The organism is Streptomyces sp. NPDC006332 (assembly GCF_040612855.1).
GTDB lineage: Bacteria > Actinomycetota > Actinomycetes > Streptomycetales > Streptomycetaceae > Streptomyces.
In genome coordinates this window covers 37370-60056 of sequence record NZ_JBEXRA010000050.1, presented here as the reverse complement: position 1 = coordinate 60056, position 22687 = coordinate 37370, and the positions used below count along the sequence as shown (strand labels likewise).

The following is a 22687-nucleotide window of genomic DNA, read 5'->3' as shown; positions in this document are numbered from 1 at the left end:
TTCCAGAGGACGACGAGCGCCCCACGCGGAACGCGCCCCTCGTCCTTGACCCGCCGTACGACGCGAAAGTCCCGCCCCTCGCGCGCGGGGCGGGACTTCGTCAGGCCGGTGAGATCACGGCCAGCGCCGCACTACTACGTGACCGTCAGCCGATCTGCGCGCCGACGGCCGAGAGCGCCTCGGTGACCGGCTGGAAGAAGGTCTCGCCGCCCGAGGTGCAGTCGCCGCTGCCGCCCGAGGTGAGGCCGATCGCGTTGCTGCCGGAGAAGAGCGAGCCGCCGCTGTCGCCGGGCTCGGCGCAGACGTCGGTCTGGATCAGGCCGTTGACGATGTCGCCGTTGCCGTAGTTCACGGTGGCGTCCAGGCCGGTGACCGTGCCGTCGTGCACCTGGGTGGTGGAGCCGCTGCGGGTGACCTTCATGCCGACGGTGGCCTCGGCCGCTCCCGTGATCTTCTGCGTGGAGCCGTCGTAGAGGTTCACCTCGCTCGGGTGGGCCACGTCCGCCGTGTACTTGACCAGGCCGTAGTCGTTGCCCGGGAAGCTCGACTCCTCGTTCTGGCCGATCACGTCACCGCTGGAGTCGGACCAGGTGGAGATGGACTCGGTGCAGTGCCCGGCGGTGAGGAAGTACGGCGCGCCGTCCTTCACCACGTTGAAGCCGAGCGAGCAGCGTCCGCCGCCGCCGGTGATGGCGTCGCCGCCCGCGAGGAAGGGCCGGTACTCCCCCTTGGTGCGCTGGAGTTCGGCGGTGGCGCCTAGCCCGTCGACGACCTTGGTCAGCTTCGCCCACTCGGCGTCGGAGACCGTGCGGTCGGCGGTGACGACCACCTTGTTGGTCGTCGGGTCGGTCGCCCAGGCGGTGCCGGGGATGCTCGCGTCCTGCTTGAGGGTGCCGTGGGCGCTCTTCAGCTCGGCAAGGGAGTTCTCGACGACTCTCGCTTTGGCGCCGGCCGCCTCGACGGTCTTCGCCGCGGTCTCGTCGAGCACGTTGACCACGAGGCTCCTGGTCTTCGCGTCATAGAACGTTCCCGCCGCGTCGGCGCCCAGGTCCTGACCGAGCGTCGAGGCGAGCTTTCCGGCCGCCAGGGCCGAGAAGGTCCGGGGCGCGGGGGTCTTCGCCGGTTCGCTGGCGTTCGCGGACTGGAGGGTGACACCCGCGGCGACCAGTGCGGCGATGCCCGCACCTGTCAGGACCGCCCGTCGCCCGGGTATGCGTCGGTGCTTCAACTCGCGTCCTCCTGTGGGGGGTCGGTCCGGATGGTTGTGGGGACCCCGGAACCGAAAGGCTGGCTGACGAGCGCCTACTCTTCCGAATTCCACAGGGGGCGCACAAGGTTGACTTCAGGACGCGCGTAGAACGCGGTTGCGCGCCCCTCCGTTTTTGACGGTCCACGGTCATACCAGGCCGTTAGCGCCGCAAACACTACGGGCGAGTAACCCTCAGCACCCCGTGAGGACTAGTCCTGTCCTGAAATCGCCCCTTGCGCTGAAGGGTTCACATGAGCCTCGACGGGCGGGAGTTGCTCCTGCACCGGTTGCTGCGGCTCCTGCGCCGACGGCCGCACAGACCTTCCGGAGCTTGTCGACACCCGGAACGATCAGAGTGAACCCCGGTCCGCGCACCTCCGGCCGGAGCTTGCCGAGCCGGAAGACCACACCCCGTTCGTACTGTTTGACGACCTTCGCCGCCGCCAGCGCGTACACCACCCCGGCGGACCCGAGCACCGCTCCCGCCGCCACCAGTTCCTCGACCATCACGGCCCCCCAGGTCCGACGTGACCGCCTGTACGTCGACGGTAACTCCGGGGGAGCGACAAGGGCGAGCCCCCGCACGACAGTTCGTGCGGGGGCTCGCTCGCCGCCGGCTGCGGAGTTTCGCGGTGCGTGGCCGGCTAGGGTCGGTGCGGCCGGCCCAGGCCCTGTCCGGACCTAGAAGACTTTCACGCCATAGGCGTTCAGCGCCTCCACGACCGGCTGGAAGAAGGTCGTGCCGCCGGAGCTGCAGTTGCCGCTGCCGCCGGAGGTCAGACCGTAGGCGACGCCGTTGGTGCCGTACAGCGAACCGCCGGAGTCGCCGGGCTCGGCGCAGACCGTGGTCTGGATCATGCCGTAGACGACGTCGCCGCCACCGTAGTTGACGGTCGCGTTGAGGGCGGTCACGCGGCCGCTGTGGATGCCGGTGGTCGAACCGTCACGGGTGACGGTGGTGCCGACGCTCGGCGTGCCGGCGCTGGTGATGTCGGTGTTGCCCGCGGTGCCCGCCTTGGCGACCGACGAGTTGGTGTACCGCACGATGCCGTAGTCGTTCGTCGGGAAGCTGGAGCCCGACGTGGTACCGAGCGTGGTGGTGTGACCCGAGTTGGACCACCACGTGCCCGCGCCGTCGGTGCAGTGACCGGCGGTCAGGAAGTAGTAGTTGCCCGCGCTGTCACGGACGTTGAAGCCGAGGGAGCAGCGCCAGCTACTCGCATAGATGGCGTCGCCGCCTCCGATGTACTTCTGGAACTTGCCGCTGGTGCGCTTGATCGTGAGCGCGTCGGCGTTGGTGCCCGCCTGCTCCTTGATCTTCGCGATCTCGGCCTGGGAGACCGTGCTGTCGGCGGTGACGACCACCTTGCCGGTCTTGCTGTCGACGGCCCAGGCGGTGCCCGGGACATCGGCCTTGAGCACCGAGCTGCTGACGCTCTTGAGCTCGGAGGCGCTGAACGTGGGGGTGTCGGACGCGTTCGCGCTGGGGACCGCGATCGCGGCTGCGGCCACGAGACCGGTGGCGATGGCGGTCAACCGGGTACGTCTCGCGATGCCGCTGCGGGGAGTGGTGCGCTTGATCCTCACTTGTCGTTCCTCCACATGGGAAGTCGGGGGCCCTCGTGGGGTTGTCGGGCCCGTGAGGCGCAGCCAGGGTGCCGACCGCCCGAATCCCGGACCCGCCGTGCCCCTGACAAGCGCTGAGGGGGAGTATTCGGCCGAACGGACGGTCGGCGCAAGGGCGCCTTTCGGCCGTCACCCTTTGAACGGTCTTTACGATCCCGGCGACCGACCCGCTCCTCGCAGCACATTCCGCTTCCCCCTCCCCGACCGCGAAGGCCAGGGTCTCCTCCCGGCGGCGGGAGTCAGAGCACCTTGGAGACGAACGCGCGTGTGCGGTCGTGCCGCGGCCGGTCCAGTACGTCGGCGGGCGGGCCCTGTTCGACGATCCGGCCGTCGTCCATGAACACCACCGTGTCGGCGACCTCGCGGGCGAAGCCGATCTCATGGGTGACGACGATCATCGTGGTGCCCTGGTGGGCCAGGTCCCTGATGACGTCGAGGACCTCGCCGACCAGCTCGGGGTCGAGCGCGGAGGTCGGTTCGTCGAAGAGCAGCAGCCTGGGCTCCAGGGCCAGCGCCCGGGCGATCGCCACCCGCTGCTGCTGTCCGCCGGAGAGCTGCTTCGGGTAGGAGTCGGCCTTGTCGGCGAGGCCGACCCGGTCGAGGAGCCGGCGTGCGCTGTCGACGGCTTCCTTGCGGGGCCGCTTCAGCGCGGACACCGGCGCCTCGATGACGTTGTCCAGCACGGTGAGGTGCGGGAAGAGGTTGAAGTTCTGGAAGACGAAGCCGATGCGCGTGCGCTGCTTCAGCACCTCACGCTCGGGCAGTTCGTGCAGTCTGTCGCCGGAGCGCCGGTAGCCGACCAGTTCCGCGTCCACGCTGATCGCGCCCCGGTCCACCTTCTCCAGGTGGTTGATGGTCCGCAGCAGTGTGGACTTGCCGGACCCGGACGGGCCCAGGATCACGGTGACCTCGCCGGCGCGCACGGCGAGGTCGACGCCCTTGAGCACGTCCAGCGAGCCGAAACGCTTGTGTACGGACCTGATGTCGACCATGACGCTCATCGTGGAAATCCTTCGGGTGAGTGTGGGTGTCTCATGCGGCCGCGCGCCCGGAGAGCGCGGCCAGGAAGGCCAGCGCGGCCCGGGCCGTCGCGTCGTTCTGCCGGAACGCGGGCCCCCCGGTGCGCGGCCGGGTGAACGCGCCGGGAGTGCGGCCGTCGGTGTAGGGCCCGAGCGCGAAACGCCGGGGATGCGGCCGTCCGTCCCGGTCGAGGAGCCGCCCGTCGGCGGGATTGACCCGGAGCAGCCCCTCCGGCGTCTCGGCCGCGCCGTCGGCGTGCAGTGCGCGCAGCAGCGGGTCGCGGGCGCGCTCGACCGTCGGCTCGGGCAGCCGCGCCTCGACCAGCGCGCGGGCCTCGACGGTGAACCCGGGCACGGTGGCGCTCGACGCCCGGAAAACCCCGCCCTCGGCGGTGACGGTCATGTCGGCTCCCAGGAACCGCAGGACGCCCGCGCGGGAGAGGGCGAGCAGCTGCCTGAGCCGGGGTCCGGGCGGTCCGGAGGCCAGATAGCTGAAGAAGCCGTGCCACCAGGGGCCGACGTCCCCGAGCCGGACCAACTGGCCGTACACGGACAGCAGTCCGAGGAAGACCGCCAGGTCGGGGCTGTGCGCGGGATCGTGACGGCGGTCCAGGTCCGCCTCGACATACCTCCGCAGTCCGTCCTGGAACGCCTCGGAGGAGTCGTACCGCACCCCCTCCAGCGGGCGGTCCAGTGCGGCGAGGTCGAGCCGGTCGGCGGGGTCGGGCACGGCGGCGGCGACCAGTGCGGCCCGGTCCGCCGGGTCGTCGACGGCCGCGTACTTCTCCTCGAAGACGGACCAGGCCACGCCGGTCCGCTCGGGGTGGACGGTGAACAGCCGGTGGTAGTGGGCGAAGCCCAGTTCCTTCTCCACCAGCGGCCACACATCGCGCCGGAAGTCGAAGCCTCCCGGCCGGGCGAGCAGCCCGTCCACCTCGGCGGGGCCGAAGAACCGGGGCAGCGGCGGTCGTTCGCCGGTCCAGTCGTAGCCGATCTTCGAGTGGTACGGCACTCCGCGCCGCGAACCGACGTACAGGACCGGCTCACGTCCGGACGGAACATAGGTGTCTTGGTCGTACCGTCCGCCGCGGCCCTCGGTGAGCAGCACCATCAGGTCGATGAAGGCCAGCCCGAAGCCGCGGACCAGGACGGGTTCGCCGGGTGCGAGCGGGGACAGGTCGCTGTCGGCGGTGAAGTCCGGCGGCAGGTGGATGAGACCGTGGGCGCGTGCGTGGGCGGCCAGTTCGCTCTGCTGGTCGTCGAGTTCGGCGTCGAGGTGTCCGAGGGCGAGTACGACGAGGTCGGCGTGGAGCGGGCGGGGGCGGCCCTCCAGCCACACCTGCTGGCGTCCCTCGGCCGGCCCTTCGACGCGCAGTGCCCGGCGTGGATGGTGGTGGACGGTGACGCCCGGCGGCAGGGCGGCCACCGCCCGCTCGTGCACCCAGCGCAGATAGGCGCCCTGGATCCGCCGGTCGGCGAAGGTGCGGCCGTCGATGCCGGCCCATTCGTGCAGCGTGGGCCCCTCGGTGACGGGGCCGGCCATGTCGACCGTGTCGTCGGTGAACATGGTGACGTCCTCGGCGTGCGAGTTCATCCACAGGAGCGGTGACTGGGCCTGGCGCCAGATGCGTCCGGCGCCCGGCGGATGCGGGTCGACCAGGTGGATGTCGAGGCCCTCACCGGCGTACAGCTCGGGCGCGTTGGCGGCGATCCGCTCGATCAGGCCGGTCCCCCGCGGCCCGCCCCCGACGATCACCAGGGAGGGCCGGTACGTGCTCATCGGGTCCGCTCCGAGCCGCGCGCGTAGTGTTTCTCGACGTAGTGCTGGCCGAGGCTGAGCACCGAGGTGACGACGGTGTACCAGACGGTGGCCACCATCAGCAGCGGGATGATCTGGTAGGTGCGGTGGTAGACGAGCTGCACCGAGTAGAGCAGGTCCTGGACCGCGATGACGCTGACGATGGAGGTGCCCTTGAGGGTGCCGATCAGCATGTTCCCGGCCGGCGGCACGATGGAGCGCATCGCCTGCGGGAGCACGATCCGCCACCAGCGGCGCCACCGGCTCAGACCGAGCGCCTGCGCGGCCTCGATCTGTCCGCGGTCGACGGAGAGGATGCCGCCGCGGACGACCTCGGCGGCGTACGCGGCCTCGTGCAGGGTGAGGCCGATGATGGCGACGGTGACCGGTCCGAGCAGGTTCACGGTCTTCACGCCGAAAATCTGCGGGTACAGCGCCCCGATGTTGAACCACAGCAGCAGCTGCACCAGGATCGGGATCGAGCGGAACAACCAGACGTATCCCCAACTGACGCTTCTCAGCACAGGGTTGGCGGACAGCCGGAAGGCCGCGAGCAGGGTGCCGAGGGCGAAACCGAGCACCATCACCACCGCGGTCAGCCACAGGGTGAGCCACAGGCCGCGCAGCACGGCGTCCGAGGTGAAGTAGTCGGCGACGACGTCCCATTGGAACGCCTCGTTGCGCAGCACGGAGTTGACGACGAGTGCCAGCAGCACCAGCACGGCGACGGCGGCCGTCCACTGGCCGAACCGGCGGTGCGGGACGATCCGCAGGGAATCCGCGTGTTCCGGGATGTCCGGTGCGGCGGGGGCTTTGGCGAGGGTGTCGGAGGACATGCGAAGGCTCCGGGGTTTCGACGTGGTCGAACTCGGGTGGGTGCCTTCACACGGCGGTGCGCACGGACGCGCGACAGCGCGGCGGTGGATGCGGCCGAGCCCCTCAGCGGGGCCGCCCCTTGAGAGTACGGGTCCGTTTCCCGTCACTGTCAAGGCTGTCCAGAGTGTGAGCCGTACGTCTCAAGTCGGTTGACGCACAACCGGATGCCTGTTCCACTTGGCCCATGCATCCACAGCAGTGGCTGGTCAAGCGCTCCCACATCGACTTCGGTCGCGTGTGGTCCTCTTCCTGTTGAGCTGACCCCCTGCGCGCCCCGATCCTCTGATGTCGCGGGCGCTTTCGCGTTCTCCCTCTCGCTTCGCCTTCACACGCGCTCCCCTCCCCTCACTCAGCGCTTTCTTCGCCTTCTGCTCCCAGGAGACCGCACCCGATGCGCACGCCCACGCATGCCCGTAAAAGCCTTTTTGCCGCTTTCACCCTGGTCACTTCGGCGACCCTGCTCCTCACCGCCTGCGGTTCCGGTACGGGCGACTCCACCGGCGGGGCGGCGAACGCCGCCGCCCAGTCCGACGCGATCCCCGTCAAGGACGTCGTCTCCGCCGTCCGGAAGGACGAGGCGGCCGCCAAGCTGCTGCCCTCCGGCACGCGGAGCCTCACCCTCGCCGTCAGCGTCTCCGGCCAGCCGCCCGGCACCTCGATCCTGGACGACGGAAAGACCCTGGCCGGCCAGGACGTCGACTTCGCGAACGCCGTCGCCAAGGTCCTCGGCGTCAAGCTCAAGACCGAACAGGCCAGCTTCGAGGCGATCCTGCCGGCCCTGGACAGCGGCAAGTACGACCTCGGCGTCGGCAACTTCGGGGTGACCGACGAGCGCCGCAGGACCATCGACTTCGTCACCTACATCAACGACGGCCAGGGCTTCGCCACCCGCACCGACAACAAGCTCTCCAAGGTCACCGACCTGCGGCAGTTGTGCGGCCTGAACATCGCGACCGGCGCGGGCACCACCTTCGAGGCCACCCTGGAGGACAGCCGTCACCTGTGCACCGATGCCGGCAAGACGGCGTACAAGGTGCAGACCTACAACGAGCAGGGGGCCATCTGGTCCTCGCTCCAGCAGGGCCGCAGCGACGTCGTGATGTCCACGATCAACGGCCTGCGCTACGCGGTCGCCCGCCAGGAAGGCGTGAAGTTCCTCAACGAGTTCCACCGCCTCGACGTCGGCTTCGCCTTCAAGAAGGGCACCGACCTGGCTCCCGCGTTCCGGGCCGCGGTCAACAAGCTCATCGCGGACGGGACGTACAACAAAATCCTGAAGAAGTGGGGTACGACGGGCTCGGCGATCACCACGTCACAGATCTCACCACCGGAACTGAAGAACTAGCGTCGGCTGCATCCGGCCGTACGCCGTTCTCCCGCCACTTCGGTCTGAGCCTCCGTCAAAGTGCGTGCGTACGGCGTTGAACTGCGAAGAGGGCGCCTCCTCCACCTCCCGCCGTTCACCCGTACGCACCGGGCATCACCCGTACGCCGTGAAGAATCATATTTCACTCACAGTCAGCAGTTGTTTGCGGAACGACCCTTGGGACACCTGGACTCTCGACGGATTCGCTGTGCACCAGTACCGTCACAAACCCCCCGCGCGGCGTCTATCCACATGGCGCACCGTCCGCATCATGGATGACCATGGGGATGCGGAAAGCAAGAAAGACCGCTGTGAGAGGAGGCGTCCATGGGATCGGTTCGCAAGGCGAGTGCCTGGCTCGGCCTCGTTGACGACAACGACGACGAGCGTTACTACGACGACGACTACTCCGAAGGGACCGAGCAGCCCGGAGATGCCTGGGTCACGGACCCGCGGGTCAAGGTGGCGTCCGACGTCGCCGAGGAGAGAGGCCGCCGGATCGGCACGGTCACCCCGGACAGCTTCCGGGACGCCCGCGCCATCGGCGAGCTGTTCCGCGACGGCGTCCCGGTCATCATGAACCTCACCGCCATGGAGGCGGGCGACGCCAAGCGTGTCGTCGACTTCGCGGCCGGGCTCATCTTCGGCCTGCGCGGTTCGATCGACCGGGTGTCCAACAGGGTGTTCCTGCTCACCCCCGCCGACACGGAGATCATCAGCGAGAATTCGGCCGCGCACCGCACGGACGGCTTCTTCAACCAGAGCTGAGGCAGGGCCGCTCGCCGGCCCTGCCCCCGCGGGGTCCGATCCGTCGCTACCGGAAGGCGTCGAGTCCGGTGAGCGCCTTGCCCAGCACCAGTTGGTGCATCTCGACGGTGCCCTCGTAGGTGAGCACCGACTCGAGGTTGGTCGCGTGCCGCATCACGGGGTACTCCAGCGAGATCCCGTTGGCGCCGAGGATGGTACGGGCGGTCCGGCAGATCTCGATCGCCTCCCGTACGTTGTTGAGCTTGCCGAAGCTGACCTGCTCGGGACGCAGGCGGCCGGCGTCCATGCGCCGCCCCAGGTGATGGGCGAGCAGAATCCCCTTGTGCAGTTCGACGGCCATGTCGGCGAGCTTGGCCTGGGTCAGCTGGAACCCGCCGATAGGCCGCCCGAACTGCTCCCGTGTCTTCGCGTAGCCGACAGCCGCCTCGAAACACGACCGGGCCGCGCCCATGGCCCCCCAGACGATGCCGTAGCGGGCGTGCGACAGACAGCTCAGCGGACCGCGCAGCCCCGCGCCCTCCGGCAGTACGGCGTCGGCGGGCAGTCGTACGTCGTCCAGCACGAGCTCGCTGGTGACGGAGGCGCGCAGGGACCACTTGTGCTTGATCTCCGGGGCGGCGAAACCGGGGGTGTCGGTGGGGACGACGAATCCGCGGATCCCGTCGTCGGTCTGCGCCCACACCACGGCGACGCCCGCGACGGACCCGTTGGTGATCCACATCTTCCGCCCGTCGAGGACCCAGTCTCCGCCGTCCCGTTTGGCGTACGTCCGCATGGAGGCGGGGTCGGAGCCGTGGTCGGGTTCGGTGAGCCCGAAGCAGCCGATGACCTCACCGGTGGCCATCCGCGGGAGCCAGCCCTGCTTCTGCTCCTCGGAGCCGAACCGATGGATGGCGTACATGGCGAGGGATCCCTGCACCGACACCAGCGACCGGATACCGGAGTCGGCGGCCTCCAGCTCCAGACAGGCGAGCCCGTACTGCACGGCACTCGCCCCGGCGCACCCGTATCCGCTGAGCGACATCCCGAGCGCCCCGATCCCGCCCAGTTCCCGGGCGAGCTCCCGGATCCCGGGCAGTTCCCCGCTCTCGTACCACTGGGCGACATGGGGCAGCACCCGGTCGGCGGCCCAGTCCCGCACGGTGGCCCTGATCGCCAGGTCCTCCGGATCGAGCAGGTCGTCGATACCGAGGGGATCCGCGGGGTCGAACGGGGGCATGAGCACGTCCTCTCATAAACTAGCACCGCTAGTTACACGTCCGCTCCCGACGGTACGACGGACCGTCCCGCACGTCCAGGATCCCCGCGGGCGCGGGTGGGAGAGCGTCGCGTCAAGCGGAGACGCGGGACTCCGCGACCTCCCGAGGCGCGGGGATCTCCGCCTCCACCGCGGCACTCCCGCCCTTCACCGCGGCGGTCTCATCCCCGGCCGCGGCGGTCTCGCACTGCATGACCCGCGGCAACCGCAGAGCCATCACCGCGCCCAGCACCAACAGCCCCGCGCTGACCAGCAAGGTCACGTGCAGCCCGTGCACGAAGCAGTCCCGAGCCGTCTGCCGCAGGGCCGCCCCGGCGGGCCCGCCGAGCCGCCCGGCGACCTCGTAGGCCTCGCCCAGCGAATGTCCCGCGGCCGCCGACGCCGGCGCCGGAACACCGGGCACCGACGACACCCCGGGTGTGTACGCCGCGTTCATCACACTGCCGAGCAGGGCGATCCCGATCCCCGCGCCCAGCTGGTACGAGGTCTCGCCGATCGCCGCCGCCCCGCCCGCCTGCTCCGGCGGGGCCTCGCTCAGCATCGACTCGTACGCCCCGAACAGCGTCGTCTCCAGTCCGAAGCCGAGCAGCACGAACCCGGACAGCATCAGCGCGGGGTTGTCCTCGCCGCCCATCGCCGTCAGCAGGACGACGGCCGCCGCCGTCAGGCAGAACCCGAGGCTCACCATCCGCCGTGGTCCGAACCGCCGCAGCATCCGCGCGCCCACCAGTCCCGCGGCCATCGCGGCGACGGTCAGCGGCAGCAGCCGTAGCCCGGTCTGCAGCGGGGACAGCCCCAGCACCAGCTGGAGATACTGAGCGGCGATCAGTTCGAGGCCCACCAGCGCGAGCATGGCCAGCACGATGCAGCCCACCGACGTACTGAAGGCCGGCCGCGCGAACATCCGCAGGTCCACCAGCGGATGCGCCCGGCGCCGCTGCCGCCGTACGAACAGGACGATCAGGCTCGCCCCCACGGTCAGCGGCACCGCCGTGAACGCGTCCAGCTCCCCGCCGCCGAGCCGCTTCACGCCCAGCACCAGGCCGAACAGCCCGGCCGCCGCCATCAACGCGCCGACCACGTCCCAGGGTCCGCGCCCGTCCCCCTTCGACTCGGGCAGCAGCAACCGCCCGACCGGCAGGCTGACCAGCATCAACGGGATGTTGACGAGGAACACCGAGCCCCACCAGAAGTGCTCCAGGAGGAAGCCGCCGAGCAGCGGGCCGACCGCCGCGCCGACCGCCGCCACCGCGCTCCAGATACCGATCGCGAGCGCCCGCTCCCGCCGGTCCGGAAAGACCTGGCGCAGGATCGACAGCGTCGCGGGCATGATCATGGCGCCGCCGACCCCGAGCAGCGCACGCGCCACGATCAGCGTCTGGGCGGTCCCGGCGAGGGCGGCCATGGCGGAGGCGACGCCGAACAGGCCGTACCCGAGCAGCAGGATCCTTCTGCGGCCGACGCGGTCGCCGAGTGTGCCGAAGAGGATCAGCAGCGAGGCGCAGACGAGGGGATAGACGTCGACGATCCAGAGCAGTTCGATCGCGCCGGGCCTGAGGTCCTCGGTGACGGCGGGCACCGCCACGTGCAGCACGGTCGCGTCGAGGGCGACCAGGAGCAGGCTGACGCAGAGGACGACCAGGACGACCCAGCGGTTGGCGCCGGCCCCGGCCGCCCGACGGCGCAGCGCAGCGGCAGCCGTCGTCGTCCCGGACATGCACGTACCTCCCAGATGCTCCCTCGCGTTCGGCGGGGCTCACGGGCGGGGACTCCCGTGACTCGGCCGGAGTGAAGCGGTGGTCTCCGACCCGCGCAGCGAACGGCGAGTGACACGTCAGAGTACGCGAGTCCGCCCCACAGCCGAGTGGCGGACCTCTCACACCCGTACGGAACCAGTGTGGTGTACACCACTTCTCCCCTCTCTCCTCAGGTCCCTCACCGGACCCCCACGGACCGTCCGGTTCGGACCGCCGTCGATAATCGGGCCCGTGACCGATCTTGAGACGCGCGGGGCCCGGCCCGGCGCCGCGACCCTGCGCCGGGCGGCCCCGGCCCTCCTCGGGTACGCGGCCGTACGCGCCCTGGGGCTGCTGACGCTGGCCCTGTGGAGCGCCGCCCGTGACAAGAGCGCGTACACGCTGCTGACCGCCCGCTGGGACTCGCTGTGGTACACGCGGGTCGCCGAGCTCGGATACGGCTACCAGCTGCGCCTGCCGAACGGCGACGTCCACTCCGACCTCGCGTTCTTCCCGCTGCTGCCGTGGCTGGAGCGACTGCTGGCGGCCCTGACCCCGCTGTCGTACGCCGACGCGGGTTTCCTCGTCGCCCTGCTCGCCTCACTCGCGGCGGCCTGGGGGATCTTCGCCGTCACGGACCACGTGTACGGCCGTACGGAGAGCGGCGCCGACCACGGGCCGGCGGCGGGAGGCGGACGGGTCGGCCTCTACGCGGTCCTGCTGTGGGCCGTGCTGCCCGTCGGGATCGTGCAGTCCATGGCGTACAGCGAGTCGCTGTTCACCGCGCTGGCCGCCTGGTCGCTGTACGCGGTTCTGACCGGACGGTGGATGACGGCGGGCGCGCTGGCCTCGCTGGCGGGCCTGACCCGGCCGGTAGGGCTCGCGGCGGTCGCGGCGGTGTGGGTGGCGGCGATCGCCTCCCTGGCGCGGGACCGGAGGGCGGCCCCGGGCGGCACACGGACCACGACACCCGTCCTCGGCATGCTGCTCGCCCCCGTGGGAGCGGCCGCCTACGTCCTGTGGGTCGGCCACCACACCGGCAAGGGTCCGCTCGGGTATCTCGACGTGCAGGCCGGCTGGCGCAACGGCTTCGACGGCGGATACGCCTTCGCCCGCTTCGTCGCCGACAAGTTCACCTCGTTCCCCTCGGCCATGGCGGGCGTGGGACTGATCGTCGGGGTCGGGCTGGTCGTCCGGCTGTACGTCGTCTGCGTCCGCCAGGGCCAGCCACCGCCCCTGCTGGTGTACGCGGGGGTCGTCACCGCCCTCGCCCTGTGCGCGTCGAGCTACTTCGGCTCGAAACCACGCCTGCTGCTGCCCGCCTTCCCCTTGCTGCTGCCTCTCGCCCGGGCCTTGGCCGGCTCGCGTCCTCGCAGGTCGGTGCTGGTTCTGGGCGCGGTCGCGGTGGCCTCGGCGGGGTACGGGGCGTTCTGGCTGAACGGCAGCGGTCCGCCATGATCGACTACACGGCGTGCGCGGAGTCAGTGAGCGCACGGGTAATTCCACCCCATGATTCGGTGAACGAATTCATAAGGGCCATAAAACCCCCAGCCATAACGATCAAAGGAATTGAAGGGGCCACCCCTCCGGTATTGCGGATTCCTCGGAAATAAACCTCACGCTGAGAGGAATCCCACATCACATGGTCATCACAAAGCCGTGGATTCGACCGGGAACTGAGCTCACTCGCTGTAACGTCGATTGGGTGCGTACCGAACGAAACCTCACCCGTCTGGACCGGGTGTTCGCCAGGCTCGACCGTGAGCCGGAACGACCGGCCCACCTCGATGTGCCGAAGATGAGCCGGCACCGAGTCGCGCTGCTCGCCGGAACCCTCGCGTTCTATCTGGCGATGGTGTGGCTCGTGGTGATCACCTCATGGCTGGTCCGCCTCGACTGGCAGGTCATGTTCTTCCGCCCGTACCAGCAGTGGGCGGGCATCCACTGGTTCGTCGACTACTACGTGGTCCTCGGTCAGCGCGGCCCGACCGCCGTCATGGTCGCCGCCTGGCTGGGCTGGCGTTCCTGGCGGCAGCACACCCTGCGTCCGCTGCTCACCCTGGGCGCGGCGCTGCTGCTGCTGAACATCACGGTCGGCGCCGCCAAGTACGGCATGGGCAGGCTGGGCCCGCACTACGCGACCAGCATCGGCTCGAACGAGATGGGTCTGGGCGGCGATATATTTCCCAGCGGCCACACCGCCAACGCCGTGGTGACCTGGGGCATCCTGGCGTATCTGGCCTCCACCCCGGGAGCGCGCCGCTGGCTGTCCGCGGTGTCCGCGGTGGTGTCGCTCGGCGTCGGCATGGCCACCGTCTATCTCGGCACGCACTGGCTCAGCGACGTGCTGCTCGGCTGGGTCGCCGGACTGCTGGTGCTGCTGGCACTGCCCTGGTGCGAGCCGCTGATCGCCCGCGCCGAGGACGAGATCTTCGATCTGCGCGACCGCTGGCGCGCCCGCCGTGGCAGCCCGGCGCCCGCGCCGCTCTCCCCGGTCAAGACGCCCGTGCGACTCAAGCCGCGTACCGTTCCGCAGACCAACGAGACCGCGGCCCGCACCCCCCGGGCACCCGTCTACCTGGCCCCGGGCCCGCACACGACCCGCTCGGAGCGCACGCCGGTCACCCCGGTCGGCAGCCGCAGGCCACCGCACCCGGACCGCGTCGCGCGGGGCACCGGCCCGGCCGCCCGCCCCGTGACCGGCGGCTGACCCCCGCACCGCGCACGCCTGGAAGGCCCCCTTCCAGTCGGCGGGGCCGGTACGCACAGCCCAGCCCCGCACGGCGACGGCCCCGCTCCTCGACAGGAGCGGGGCCGTCGCCGTATGCGGGTCTCAGCCCTTCCAGGCCCGGGCCACCTGGCCGTCCTTCACCTCGAAGTTCAGCCGACCGCTCCGGTACTCCATCGTGATGATGGTCCCCGGCGGCAGCGAGCGGACCGTCGACCACCCCCGCTCGCGGGCGAGCCGTTCGGCCGTGTCGGCGTCGAGGCCGACATAGGTGTCCGGACTGTCGTCGGGTTCGGCGGGAGGTGTCGGAATGGATGCCATACGGCCACGCTAGGCGCTGTCCGCCGACCGGGGAAGTCCGGGCTTGTGCCGCAGCTCACTCGTCCGTGCCCTGTCACGCTTCTGTCACAGAACAACGACCCTCGGTTCGGGCTAACTCCGTCACACGTACGAGCGGTTTCGTAGGCCTTCCGCTGGGATTCGAACGCAATTCCCGCGTGTCGCGCCGACCGCGGGAAAAGCACCGGCGGAAAGTTTCCGGAGAACCGTTCCTCTCCCCTTTCCGCCCAGCGATTCCGGACCGGTCCACGGGAACTGACACCGCATAGGAAATGCACGGTCGCGGCACAGAACCCCCCGTACTCCCCCGGACGGAGCACGTGTCGACGCGAGCATCAAGGCGGCAGCTCGCGGGTACGCGTGGCGGGGCTTCAGCGGGCCCGGAGCGCGACCAGCGAAGGGGTGAGCGAGCGATGGTGACGCAGACCGTGCGGGCGCCGGCACGACCCGGGGAACGTCGGACCCGCGGGCGCGTGATCGTCGACTGGCTGACCACCACCGACCACAAGAAGATCGGCCACCTCTACCTGATCACGTCGTTCCTCTTCTTCCTGATCGCCGGTGTCATGGCGCTGCTGATGCGCGCCGAGCTGGCCCGCCCCGGGCTGCAGATCATGGACAACCAGCAGTACGACCAGCTGTTCACGATGCACGGCACGATCATGCTGCTGCTGTTCGCGACACCGAGTTTCGCGGGCTTCGCCAACGAGCTGATGCCGCTGCAGATCGGCGCCCCGGACGTCGCCTTCCCCCGGCTGAACATGCTCTCGTACTGGCTGTTCCTCTTCGGCGGCCTGATCGTGCTGGGCTCGCTGCTGGTGCCGTCCGGACCGGCCGCGTTCGGCTGGTTCGCCTACGCGCCGCTCAACGACGCCGTGCACTCCCCCGGCGTCGGCCCCGACCTGTGGATCATGGGCCTGGCGCTGGCCGGCTTCGGCACGATCCTCGGCGCCGTCAACTTCATCACCACGATCATCGGGATGCGCGCACCCGGCATGACGATGTTCCGGATGCCGATCTTCGTCTGGAACACCCTGTTCACGTCGATCCTGGTCCTGCTGGCGTTCCCGGTGCTGGCCGCGGCGCTGCTGGCCCTGGAGGCGGACCGGCGGTTCGGCGCGCAGGTCTTCGAGGCGGCCAACGGCGGGGCGCTGCTGTGGCAGCACCTGTTCTGGTTCTTCGGGCATCCCGAGGTGTACATCATCGCGCTGCCGTTCTTCGGCATCATCACGGAGATCATCCCGGTCTTCAGCCGCAAGCCGATCTTCGGCTATCTGACGCTGGTCGGGGCGACGATGGCGATCACCGGTCTGTCGGTGGTGGTGTGGGCGCACCACATGTTCGCGACCGGCGCGGTGCTGCTGCCCTTCTTCTCGTTCATGAGCTTCCTGATCGCGGTGCCGACGGGCGTGAAGTTCTTCAACTGGACCGGCACCATGCTCAGAGGCTCGCTGTCCTTCGAGACGCCGATGCTGTGGGCGGTCGGCTTCCTGGTGTCGTTCCTGTTCGGCGGGCTGACCGGGGTGATCCTGGCTTCGCCGCCGTTGGACTTCCACGTCACCGACTCGTACTTCGTGGTCGCCCACTTCCACTACGTCGTCTTCGGCACCGTCGTCTTCGCGACCTTCGCCGGCTTCTACTTCTGGTGGCCGAAGTTCACCGGCAGAATGCTCGACGAACGGCTCGGCAAGATCCAGTTCTGGACGCTGTTCGTCGGCTTCCACACCACGTTCCTGGTGCAGCACTGGCTGGGCGCGGAGGGCATGCCCAGGCGCTACGCGGACTACCTCGCCGCCGACGGCTTCACCGCGCTCAACACCCTCTCGACGATCGGCGCGTTCCTGCTGGGCCTGTCCACGTTGCCGTTCCTCTACAACGTCTGGAAGACCGCCAGGTACGGCGAGAAGGTCGACGTCGACGACCCCTGGGGCTTCGGCCGCTCCCTGGAGTGGGCGACCTCCTGCCCGCCGCCCCGGCACAATTTCACCACGCTGCCCCGGATCCGTTCCGAGGCCCCGGCGTTCGATCTGCACCATCCCGAGTACGCGGCCCAGATCCCCCAGCCCGAGCCAAAGAGCGAGCAAGCCGGTCCCGAGCGGTCCTGATCGCCTCGGTCAGCTCGGCCGGCTCCAGCACCTCGAACTCGAAGCCCAGCATCATCACGTGGATCACCATCACGTCGAGGTTCGGGGCGCCGGTGCGCAGGACACAGGCGCCCGGCCCATCGGGCTCCAGGGTGCCGGCGGAGGCGGGCAGGCGCTCGGCGGCCTCCGCCAGCGGCACCAGCAGCCGGACGGCCGCGTGCGAGGCGTACGCGCGGGTGGAGATCCCCGCGGAGACGTACGCGGCGAGATCGTCGGCGGGCGGTGTGCGCGGGGCGAAGCGCGGGCCGTGCGGTGGCTTGGGAGTGACGCGGTCGACGCGGAACGTACGCCAGTCGTCCCGGTCGACGTCCCAGGCGACCAGGTACCAGCGGCGCTCGCTGCACACCAGGCGGTGTGGTTCGACGGTACGGCGGCTGGGCGTGCCGTCGTGATCGCGGTACTCGAAGCGCAGGCGCTCGGCGTCCCGGCAGAGGTGGGCGAGCTCGGTGAGGACGGCCGGGTCCACGGTGGAGGGAGCGGGACCGCGCAGCATCGGCACGGTGAAGGCGTTCAGGGCGCTCACCCGGCGACGCAGCCGGCCCGGCAGCACCTGCTCCAGTTTGGCGAGCGCCCGCACCGAGGTCTCACCGATGCCGTCGATGCCCTGCCCGGCGGCCGTGCGCAGGCCCACCGCGACCGCGACGGCCTCGTCGTCGTCCAGCAGCAGCGGGGGCAGCTCGGCGCCCGCGCCCAGCTGGTAGCCGCCGCCGGTGCCAGGGCTGGCGTTGACGGGGTAGCCCAGTTCACGCAGCCGGTCCACGTCCCGGCGGACGGTGCGCGGGGTGACACCGAGACGGTCGGCCAGATCGGCACCGGACCATTCGCGGTGGGCCTGGAGCAGGGAGAGCAGACGCAGCAGACGTGCCGAGGTCTCCAACATGCTCCGAGTCTGCCGGCGATCGCGGACAGCCACTGTCCTCGATGGGTCGTGATGGACGGTCAGGAACGGGTCGGCTGGGCAGTGGAAGCGATGGACCGACCACTGCCTAGGCGTGGGACCGGGCCGAGCCCTTCGGGATGACCAGCAACGTGTGGGGGAACAGCAGCCCCGGACGGGGGCCGACGGTTTTCCTGTTCGCCTCGTAGAGCTTCCTCCAGCCGCCCTTGACGCCGTACTTACGGGCGATCGAGGAGAGGGTGTCGCCGGTTTTCACGGTGTGCATACGGCCCTTGAGCCCGTAGCGCGCCGAGCAGGCCGGCCAGGCGTTCCAGCCCTGGACGGCCAGCACCTTCCGGGCGACGGCGATCTGTTCCGCCCGGGTGGCCAGGTCCGCGCGCGGGGCGTACTTCAGGCCGCCGTACTCCTTCCAGGTGGGCTGCCAGAACTGCAACCCCCCGTAGAAGCCGTTGCCGGTGTTCACGTGCCAGCGCCCGCCGCTCTCGCACTGGGCGACGCAGCCCCAGGGCCACTGGTCCTTCGCGCACTCGTAGGGCACCCGTCGCTGCGGCGGCCCGGGGAACGGCGGTGGCGGTGCGGCGTACGCCGCGCCGGGGGCGAGGATGAGCAGGGCGGCGGCGGCCAGGGCGAGCTCGGTCGGCTTGGGGTACATCGGGCCACGCTAAGCAGCCGGTACCTCGGGGCCGTCCCGGCACGTCCGAGAAGCCCGAGGGCCCCACCCGGTCGGCGGACCGGATGGGGCCCCGTGCCCGGGACGGGGAGCGACGCTCAGATGTCGAGGCGCTGCCCGGGCACGATCGTGTCGGGATCACCGCCGATGGCGGCCTTGTTGGCGGAGTACAGCCGCTGCCAGGTGGTCCCGTGCCGGGCGGCGATGCCGCTCAGTGTGTCGCCCGCGCGGACGGTGTAGTCGCCTCGGGACGAGCCACGGGTGGCGTGCCAGGTCGAACGCTCCGGTGCCTTGGTGGAACGCTCGGGCGCGGCGGCGGAGCGCTCCGGTGCCTTGTAGGGCTTCGGGGCGGAGTTGGTGGTCGTCGAACCGGAGGAGGAGGTCGCGGGTGCGTTCCCGGCCGCTCCGGCCCGTGCCGAACAGGTGGGCCAGGCGCCCCATCCCTGGGCTTGCTGGACCTTGGTGGCCACGGCGATCTGCTGGTCCCGGCCGGCCTGGTCGGCGGTCGCCGCGTAGGCCGTGCCGCCGAACGCCCGCCAGGTGGAGGCGGAGAACTGGAGTCCTCCGTAGTAGCCGTTGCCGGTGTTGATGTGCCAGTTGCCGCCGCTCTCGCACTGGGCGATGCGGTCCCACACCCCGCCGTCCGCCGCCACGGCGTTGCCGGTCGAGGCCAGCACTCCGAGCGGGGCGAGCAGTGCCGCCCCGGCGAGAACCGCCGTGGTACGGGCCTGGCTCCTGCCGGGAGCCTTCTGCGCCTTACGAACGTTGTCGCGGGTGGTATCGGCACATTCGGACATGTAGTTCCCTCTCCAAGGACTCGGGGTCCCCCAAGGCGGTTCGCCACGGCCCGCGTTCGTACGCGGTCGTCGCGCTCCGCCCCGTCCGCCGGAAGGTGGTGCTGAGAGCCTGTGTGGTGCGGTTGGCGGACGTACCCGAGCGGTGCTGTCTGCACTCGGCGGAGAAATGTATGAGGGCGACCGGTCAAGATCAAGCAATCGCTTGTCCTTCCAGGCCAGTTCACCGTTACCGCGAGTACCGGCGATTTCCGGTCACCCACTTCATTCGTTGATTTCCGGATTTGTCGACCAGCCGACGCTGCTGACTGTGACTCAGTTCACCACACCAACCCCCTTGCGCTTCCGCGCAGTTGACCGTGCGCACCAGCTTGCGCACCTTCTGTGACCGTGCACGTTTGACGCTTCGATTCCATTCGGCGCGCGGCCGTGACTCCCGCCACAGGTCACCCGTTGTCTCATTCATGAGCCCGGGACCCACCCGGTTTCACGGGCCGGGAGCCACCCGGTCCCACCACGCACCGCATCCCGAGGGAGCCACCCGTGCCGCGCATGCTCGACGTCAGCGACGAGGTACGCGCCGAGATCGGCGACGAAGAAGCCGACCGGCTGCTCGCCGGAGAGAACGCCCCCGGCAGCTACGACTGCACGTCGTGCCGTACCCCGGGCGACTCCGCACAGGAGCGCACCAGCACCGTCCTGTTCATCGGCGACGAGACCGCCGTCCTGGCCTTCGCCCACTCCAGCTGCCTGCCGTCCCAGGTCGTGCAGGTCACCGAGGAGCAGTTGCAGGGGGCGGTGCGGTCCATCAACGGCGCGAGCGTCGACCTGGAGCCGGACCGGGCCGCGCCCGAGCAGGCCGTGCTCGGAGTGACCAGCGGGCTCGTCCTGATCGCCGGGGAGCTGCACCCCGCGCTGGTCGTCGAGCCGACGGCGCCGATCGTGCGGCCCGGCGCGACGGGAGCCGGTGACGACTTCCTGCCGCTCCTGATCGAGCAGGGGTTCATGCCGGTGACCGCCATCGAGTCCGTGCCCTCCGTCCTGCACGGCTGGTCGGTGCTGTTGGCCGTGGGTCAGCTGCACGCGGTGCTGCAGCCGTCGCCGAACGGCGGGCAGCCGGTCGCCTGGTGGCAGGCACACCAGCCGCTCCAGGTGACGGAGGGCTGGCGGGCCGCGGCCAACAAGCACCAGCAAGTGCTGCTGTTCGCCGCGCCGGTGGGGTCGATCGGCCGGCAGCCGCGTGAGGACCTGCTGCGGGGCGCACTGGACAAGGCCGCGGCGAACGGCAAGTTGGTCGCGGCGGCGCTGCCGCTCGCGGGGACCTGAGCCGCAGCGTTCCCGCGTCTGCGACAGCGCCCCTAAAGGGCGCTGACAGCCGCATCCCCGATGGCTCGGGGTCGTTTGGACATACGTGCACATCTACGACGTTCCCCGCCGCCAGTCCTATCACTCGGTTCCGTCCGCGCGGTCGACCCAGGACCTCCTGGGCGGCCCATCGGCCACGCCGATCTACGACGCGCTCTACGCCGAGTACGTCAAGTCGTTCCGTACGCTGCCGGGTGACCGCAGCGGCGAGGACGAGCTGGGCTTCACCGCCTTCGGGAACACCCCGCACAGCACGGGCTCGTTCAACAACACCTACAGCGCCTACAGCGCGGGGGCGTACAGCGCCCGGCAGCAGTCGCAGTGGCAGCGGGTGGGGCAGATCGGGCAGCAGCACCACGCGCACGGCACCGGGATGCACCACGTCCCGGCGGCGCTGCCGCCCGGGCCGCGCAGGGGCGCCTGAGACGGTCCGGGGGGACGGCGGTATGAGGAAGGGCGGTCCCGGTCGGGACCGCCCTTCCTCATACCCGCGTCACTTCTTCCGGCCGCGCTTCTCGCGCACCCGCACCGAGATGTGGATCGGCGTGCCGTCGAACCCGAACTCCTCGCGCAGGCGGCGCTCGACGAAGCGCCGGTAGCCCGCCTCGATGAAGCCGGAGGCGAACAGCACGAACCGCGGGGGCTTGGTGCCGGCCTGGGTGCCGAAGAGGATGCGGGGCTGCTTGCCGCCCCGGACGGGGTGCGGGTGGGCGGCGACCAGTTCACCGAGGAAGGCGTTCAGGCGGCCCGTGGGGACCCGGGTCTCCCAGCCGGCGAGGGCCGTCTCGATGGCCGGGACCAGCTTCTCCATGTGCCGGCCGGTCTGCGCCGAGACGTTCACCCGGGGCGCCCAGGCGACCTGACCGAACTCGGTCTCGATCTCCCGCTCCAGGTAGTAGCGGCGCTCCTCGTCGAGGGTGTCCCACTTGTTGTAGGCGATCACCATCGCGCGGCCCGCGTCCACGGCCATGCTGACGATCCGCTGGTCCTGGACCGAGATGGGCTCGGAGGCGTCGATCAGAATGACCGCCACCTCGGCCTTCTCGACGGCGGCCGCGGTGCGCAAGGAGGCGTAGTAGTCGGCGCCCTGCTGGAGGTGGACGCGCTTGCGGATGCCCGCCGTGTCGACGAACTTCCAGGTCACGCCGCCGAGTTCGATGAGCTCGTCGACCGGGTCGCGGGTGGTGCCCGCCATTTCGTTGACGACGACGCGCTCCTCGCCGGCCACCTTGTTCAGCAGCGAGGACTTGCCGACGTTCGGGCGGCCGATCAGGGCGATGCGGCGCGGCCCGCCGACCGCGGTGCCGAAGCTCTGCTCGGGCGCCTCCGGCAGGGCCTCCAGGACGGCGTCCAGCATGTCGCCGGTGCCGCGGCCGTGCAGCGCGGAGATGGGGTGCGGCTCACCGAGTCCCAGGGACCACAGGTACGCCGCGTCGGCCTCGCCGCTCTGGCCGTCGACTTTGTTGGCGGCCAGGACCACGGGCTTGCCGGCCTTGCGCAGCAGCCGTACGACCGCCTCGTCGGTGTCGGTGGCGCCGACCTTGGCGTCGACGACGAACACGACGGCGTCGGCGGCCTCGATCGCGTACTCGGCCTGGGCGGCCACCGAGGCGTCGATGCCGAGGACGTCCTGCTCCCAGCCGCCGGTGTCCACGACCTTGAAGCGGCGGCCCGCCCACTCGGCCTCGTAGGTGACCCGGTCGCGGGTGACGCCCGGCTTGTCCTCGACGACGGCCTCACGGCGGCCGATGATCCGGTTCACCAGGGTCGACTTGCCGACATTCGGGCGGCCGACGACGGCGAGGACGGGAAGCGGACCGTGCCCGGCCGCCTCGATCGCGCCCTCGACGTCCTCGATGTCGAAGCCCTCTTCCGCGGCGAGCTCCATGAACTCCGCGTACTCGGCGTCGCCAAGCGCTCCGTGGTCGTGCTCCTCGCCCGAACCGTCGGAGTGGATGTGGTCGTTCATGAAGTCGGTACCTCGTTCATCGTGGTGATCGGTGGAGCGTCCGGTTTCTCCGGCTGATCCACTACTCGGTGTCGCCCGGCGTCC

At 70.3% G+C, this 22687-nt stretch carries 18 protein-coding genes and 2 pseudogenes; 7 read left to right on the top strand and 13 right to left on the bottom strand.

Annotated elements, in window-relative coordinates; genetic code table 11:
* Positions 1-145: 145 nt before the first annotated feature.
* The 6 genes and pseudogenes from ABZ027_RS33830 to ABZ027_RS33805 all read right to left on the bottom strand — a co-directional run bounded on the left by ABZ027_RS33830 (position 146) and on the right by ABZ027_RS33805 (position 6528).
* Positions 146-1228 (bottom strand): S1 family peptidase, encoded by a 1083-nt coding sequence (locus ABZ027_RS33830; RefSeq protein ID WP_356775079.1) that lies wholly within the window; start codon positions 1226-1228, stop codon positions 146-148.
* A gap of 339 nt (positions 1229-1567) precedes the next feature.
* Positions 1568-1756: pseudogene (locus ABZ027_RS33825) on the bottom strand (SPFH domain-containing protein); the annotation flags it as partial.
* A gap of 174 nt (positions 1757-1930) precedes the next feature.
* The gene (locus ABZ027_RS33820) at positions 1931-2836 is read right to left on the bottom strand and encodes a S1 family peptidase (protein ID WP_356775077.1); all 906 of its coding nucleotides are present in this window, start codon (positions 2834-2836) and stop codon (positions 1931-1933) included.
* 278 nt (positions 2837-3114) lie between these two features.
* The gene (locus tag ABZ027_RS33815; RefSeq protein ID WP_356775075.1) at positions 3115-3876 is read right to left on the bottom strand and encodes an amino acid ABC transporter ATP-binding protein; all 762 of its coding nucleotides are present in this window, start codon (positions 3874-3876) and stop codon (positions 3115-3117) included.
* A 31-nt stretch (positions 3877-3907) separates the two neighbouring features.
* Positions 3908-5674: an FAD/NAD(P)-binding protein gene (locus tag ABZ027_RS33810; RefSeq protein ID WP_356775073.1), complete on the bottom strand. Its 1767-nt coding sequence runs from the start codon at positions 5672-5674 to the stop codon at positions 3908-3910.
* Positions 5671-6528 (bottom strand): amino acid ABC transporter permease, encoded by an 858-nt coding sequence (locus ABZ027_RS33805; protein WP_356775071.1) that lies wholly within the window; start codon positions 6526-6528, stop codon positions 5671-5673. Before ABZ027_RS33805 ends, ABZ027_RS33810 begins: the two co-directional genes overlap by 4 nt.
* Positions 6529-6959: 431 nt before the next feature.
* On the opposite strand from ABZ027_RS33805, the gene ABZ027_RS33800 reads away from it, so the two are divergent.
* Both ABZ027_RS33800 and ABZ027_RS33795 read left to right on the top strand, forming a co-directional pair.
* Positions 6960-7913, top strand: a complete 954-nt coding sequence (locus tag ABZ027_RS33800) for an ABC transporter substrate-binding protein (protein ID WP_356775069.1) — start codon at positions 6960-6962, stop codon at positions 7911-7913.
* A 348-nt stretch (positions 7914-8261) separates the two neighbouring features.
* Positions 8262-8702, top strand: coding sequence for a cell division protein SepF (locus ABZ027_RS33795; protein WP_356775067.1), 441 nt, complete (start codon positions 8262-8264; stop codon positions 8700-8702).
* Between the two features lie 46 nt (positions 8703-8748).
* Here the strand turns inward: ABZ027_RS33795 and ABZ027_RS33790 are convergent, their stop codons facing one another.
* Together ABZ027_RS33790 and ABZ027_RS33785 are read right to left on the bottom strand one after the other, a co-directional pair.
* Entirely contained in the window at positions 8749-9921 is a 1173-nt protein-coding gene (locus ABZ027_RS33790; RefSeq protein WP_356775065.1) for an acyl-CoA dehydrogenase family protein, read from the bottom strand.
* 112 nt (positions 9922-10033) lie between these two features.
* Entirely contained in the window at positions 10034-11677 is a 1644-nt protein-coding gene (locus tag ABZ027_RS33785; protein ID WP_356775063.1) for an MFS transporter, read from the bottom strand.
* A 271-nt stretch (positions 11678-11948) separates the two neighbouring features.
* Here ABZ027_RS33785 and ABZ027_RS33780 point away from each other — a divergent pair, with 271 nt between their 5' ends.
* Both ABZ027_RS33780 and ABZ027_RS33775 read left to right on the top strand, forming a co-directional pair.
* Positions 11949-13154 carry a mannosyltransferase family protein gene (locus ABZ027_RS33780; protein WP_356775061.1) on the top strand — a complete coding sequence of 402 codons (1206 nt, stop codon included), beginning with the start codon at positions 11949-11951 and terminating at the stop codon, positions 13152-13154.
* A gap of 247 nt (positions 13155-13401) precedes the next feature.
* A complete protein-coding gene (locus ABZ027_RS33775; RefSeq protein ID WP_356775059.1) occupies positions 13402-14406 on the top strand; it encodes a phosphatase PAP2 family protein in 1005 nt (334 codons plus the stop codon).
* 123 nt (positions 14407-14529) lie between these two features.
* Here the strand turns inward: ABZ027_RS33775 and ABZ027_RS33770 are convergent, their stop codons facing one another.
* Positions 14530-14745 (bottom strand): I78 family peptidase inhibitor, encoded by a 216-nt coding sequence (locus tag ABZ027_RS33770; protein WP_356775057.1) that lies wholly within the window; start codon positions 14743-14745, stop codon positions 14530-14532.
* 290 nt (positions 14746-15035) lie between these two features.
* Here ABZ027_RS33770 and ctaD point away from each other — a divergent pair.
* A pseudogene (gene ctaD / locus ABZ027_RS33765) lies at positions 15036-16703 on the top strand (cytochrome c oxidase subunit I); the annotation flags it as partial.
* A 43-nt stretch (positions 16704-16746) separates the two neighbouring features.
* Here the strand turns inward: ctaD and ABZ027_RS33760 are convergent.
* From ABZ027_RS33760 to ABZ027_RS33750, 3 genes are all read right to left on the bottom strand, one after another.
* Positions 16747-17787: a YafY family protein gene (locus ABZ027_RS33760; RefSeq protein WP_356775055.1), complete on the bottom strand. Its 1041-nt coding sequence runs from the start codon at positions 17785-17787 to the stop codon at positions 16747-16749.
* A gap of 106 nt (positions 17788-17893) precedes the next feature.
* On the bottom strand, positions 17894-18457 hold the full coding sequence (locus tag ABZ027_RS33755; protein ID WP_356775053.1) for a transglycosylase family protein: 564 nt from the start codon (positions 18455-18457) through the stop codon (positions 17894-17896).
* Positions 18458-18573: 116 nt separating this feature from the next.
* Complete coding sequence (locus ABZ027_RS33750; protein ID WP_356775051.1) at positions 18574-19272, bottom strand: transglycosylase family protein; 699 nt, start codon at positions 19270-19272, stop codon at positions 18574-18576.
* A 540-nt stretch (positions 19273-19812) separates the two neighbouring features.
* On the opposite strand from ABZ027_RS33750, the gene ABZ027_RS33745 reads away from it, so the two are divergent.
* Both ABZ027_RS33745 and ABZ027_RS33740 read left to right on the top strand, forming a co-directional pair.
* A complete protein-coding gene (locus tag ABZ027_RS33745) occupies positions 19813-20595 on the top strand; it encodes a hypothetical protein (protein ID WP_356775049.1) in 783 nt (260 codons plus the stop codon).
* A gap of 85 nt (positions 20596-20680) precedes the next feature.
* Positions 20681-21058, top strand: coding sequence for a hypothetical protein (locus tag ABZ027_RS33740; RefSeq protein ID WP_356775047.1), 378 nt, complete (start codon positions 20681-20683; stop codon positions 21056-21058).
* A gap of 69 nt (positions 21059-21127) precedes the next feature.
* Here the strand turns inward: ABZ027_RS33740 and der are convergent, their stop codons facing one another.
* Positions 21128-22603, bottom strand: coding sequence for a ribosome biogenesis GTPase Der (gene der, locus ABZ027_RS33735; protein ID WP_356775045.1), 1476 nt, complete (start codon positions 22601-22603; stop codon positions 21128-21130).
* Between the last annotated feature and the right edge of the window lie 84 nt (positions 22604-22687).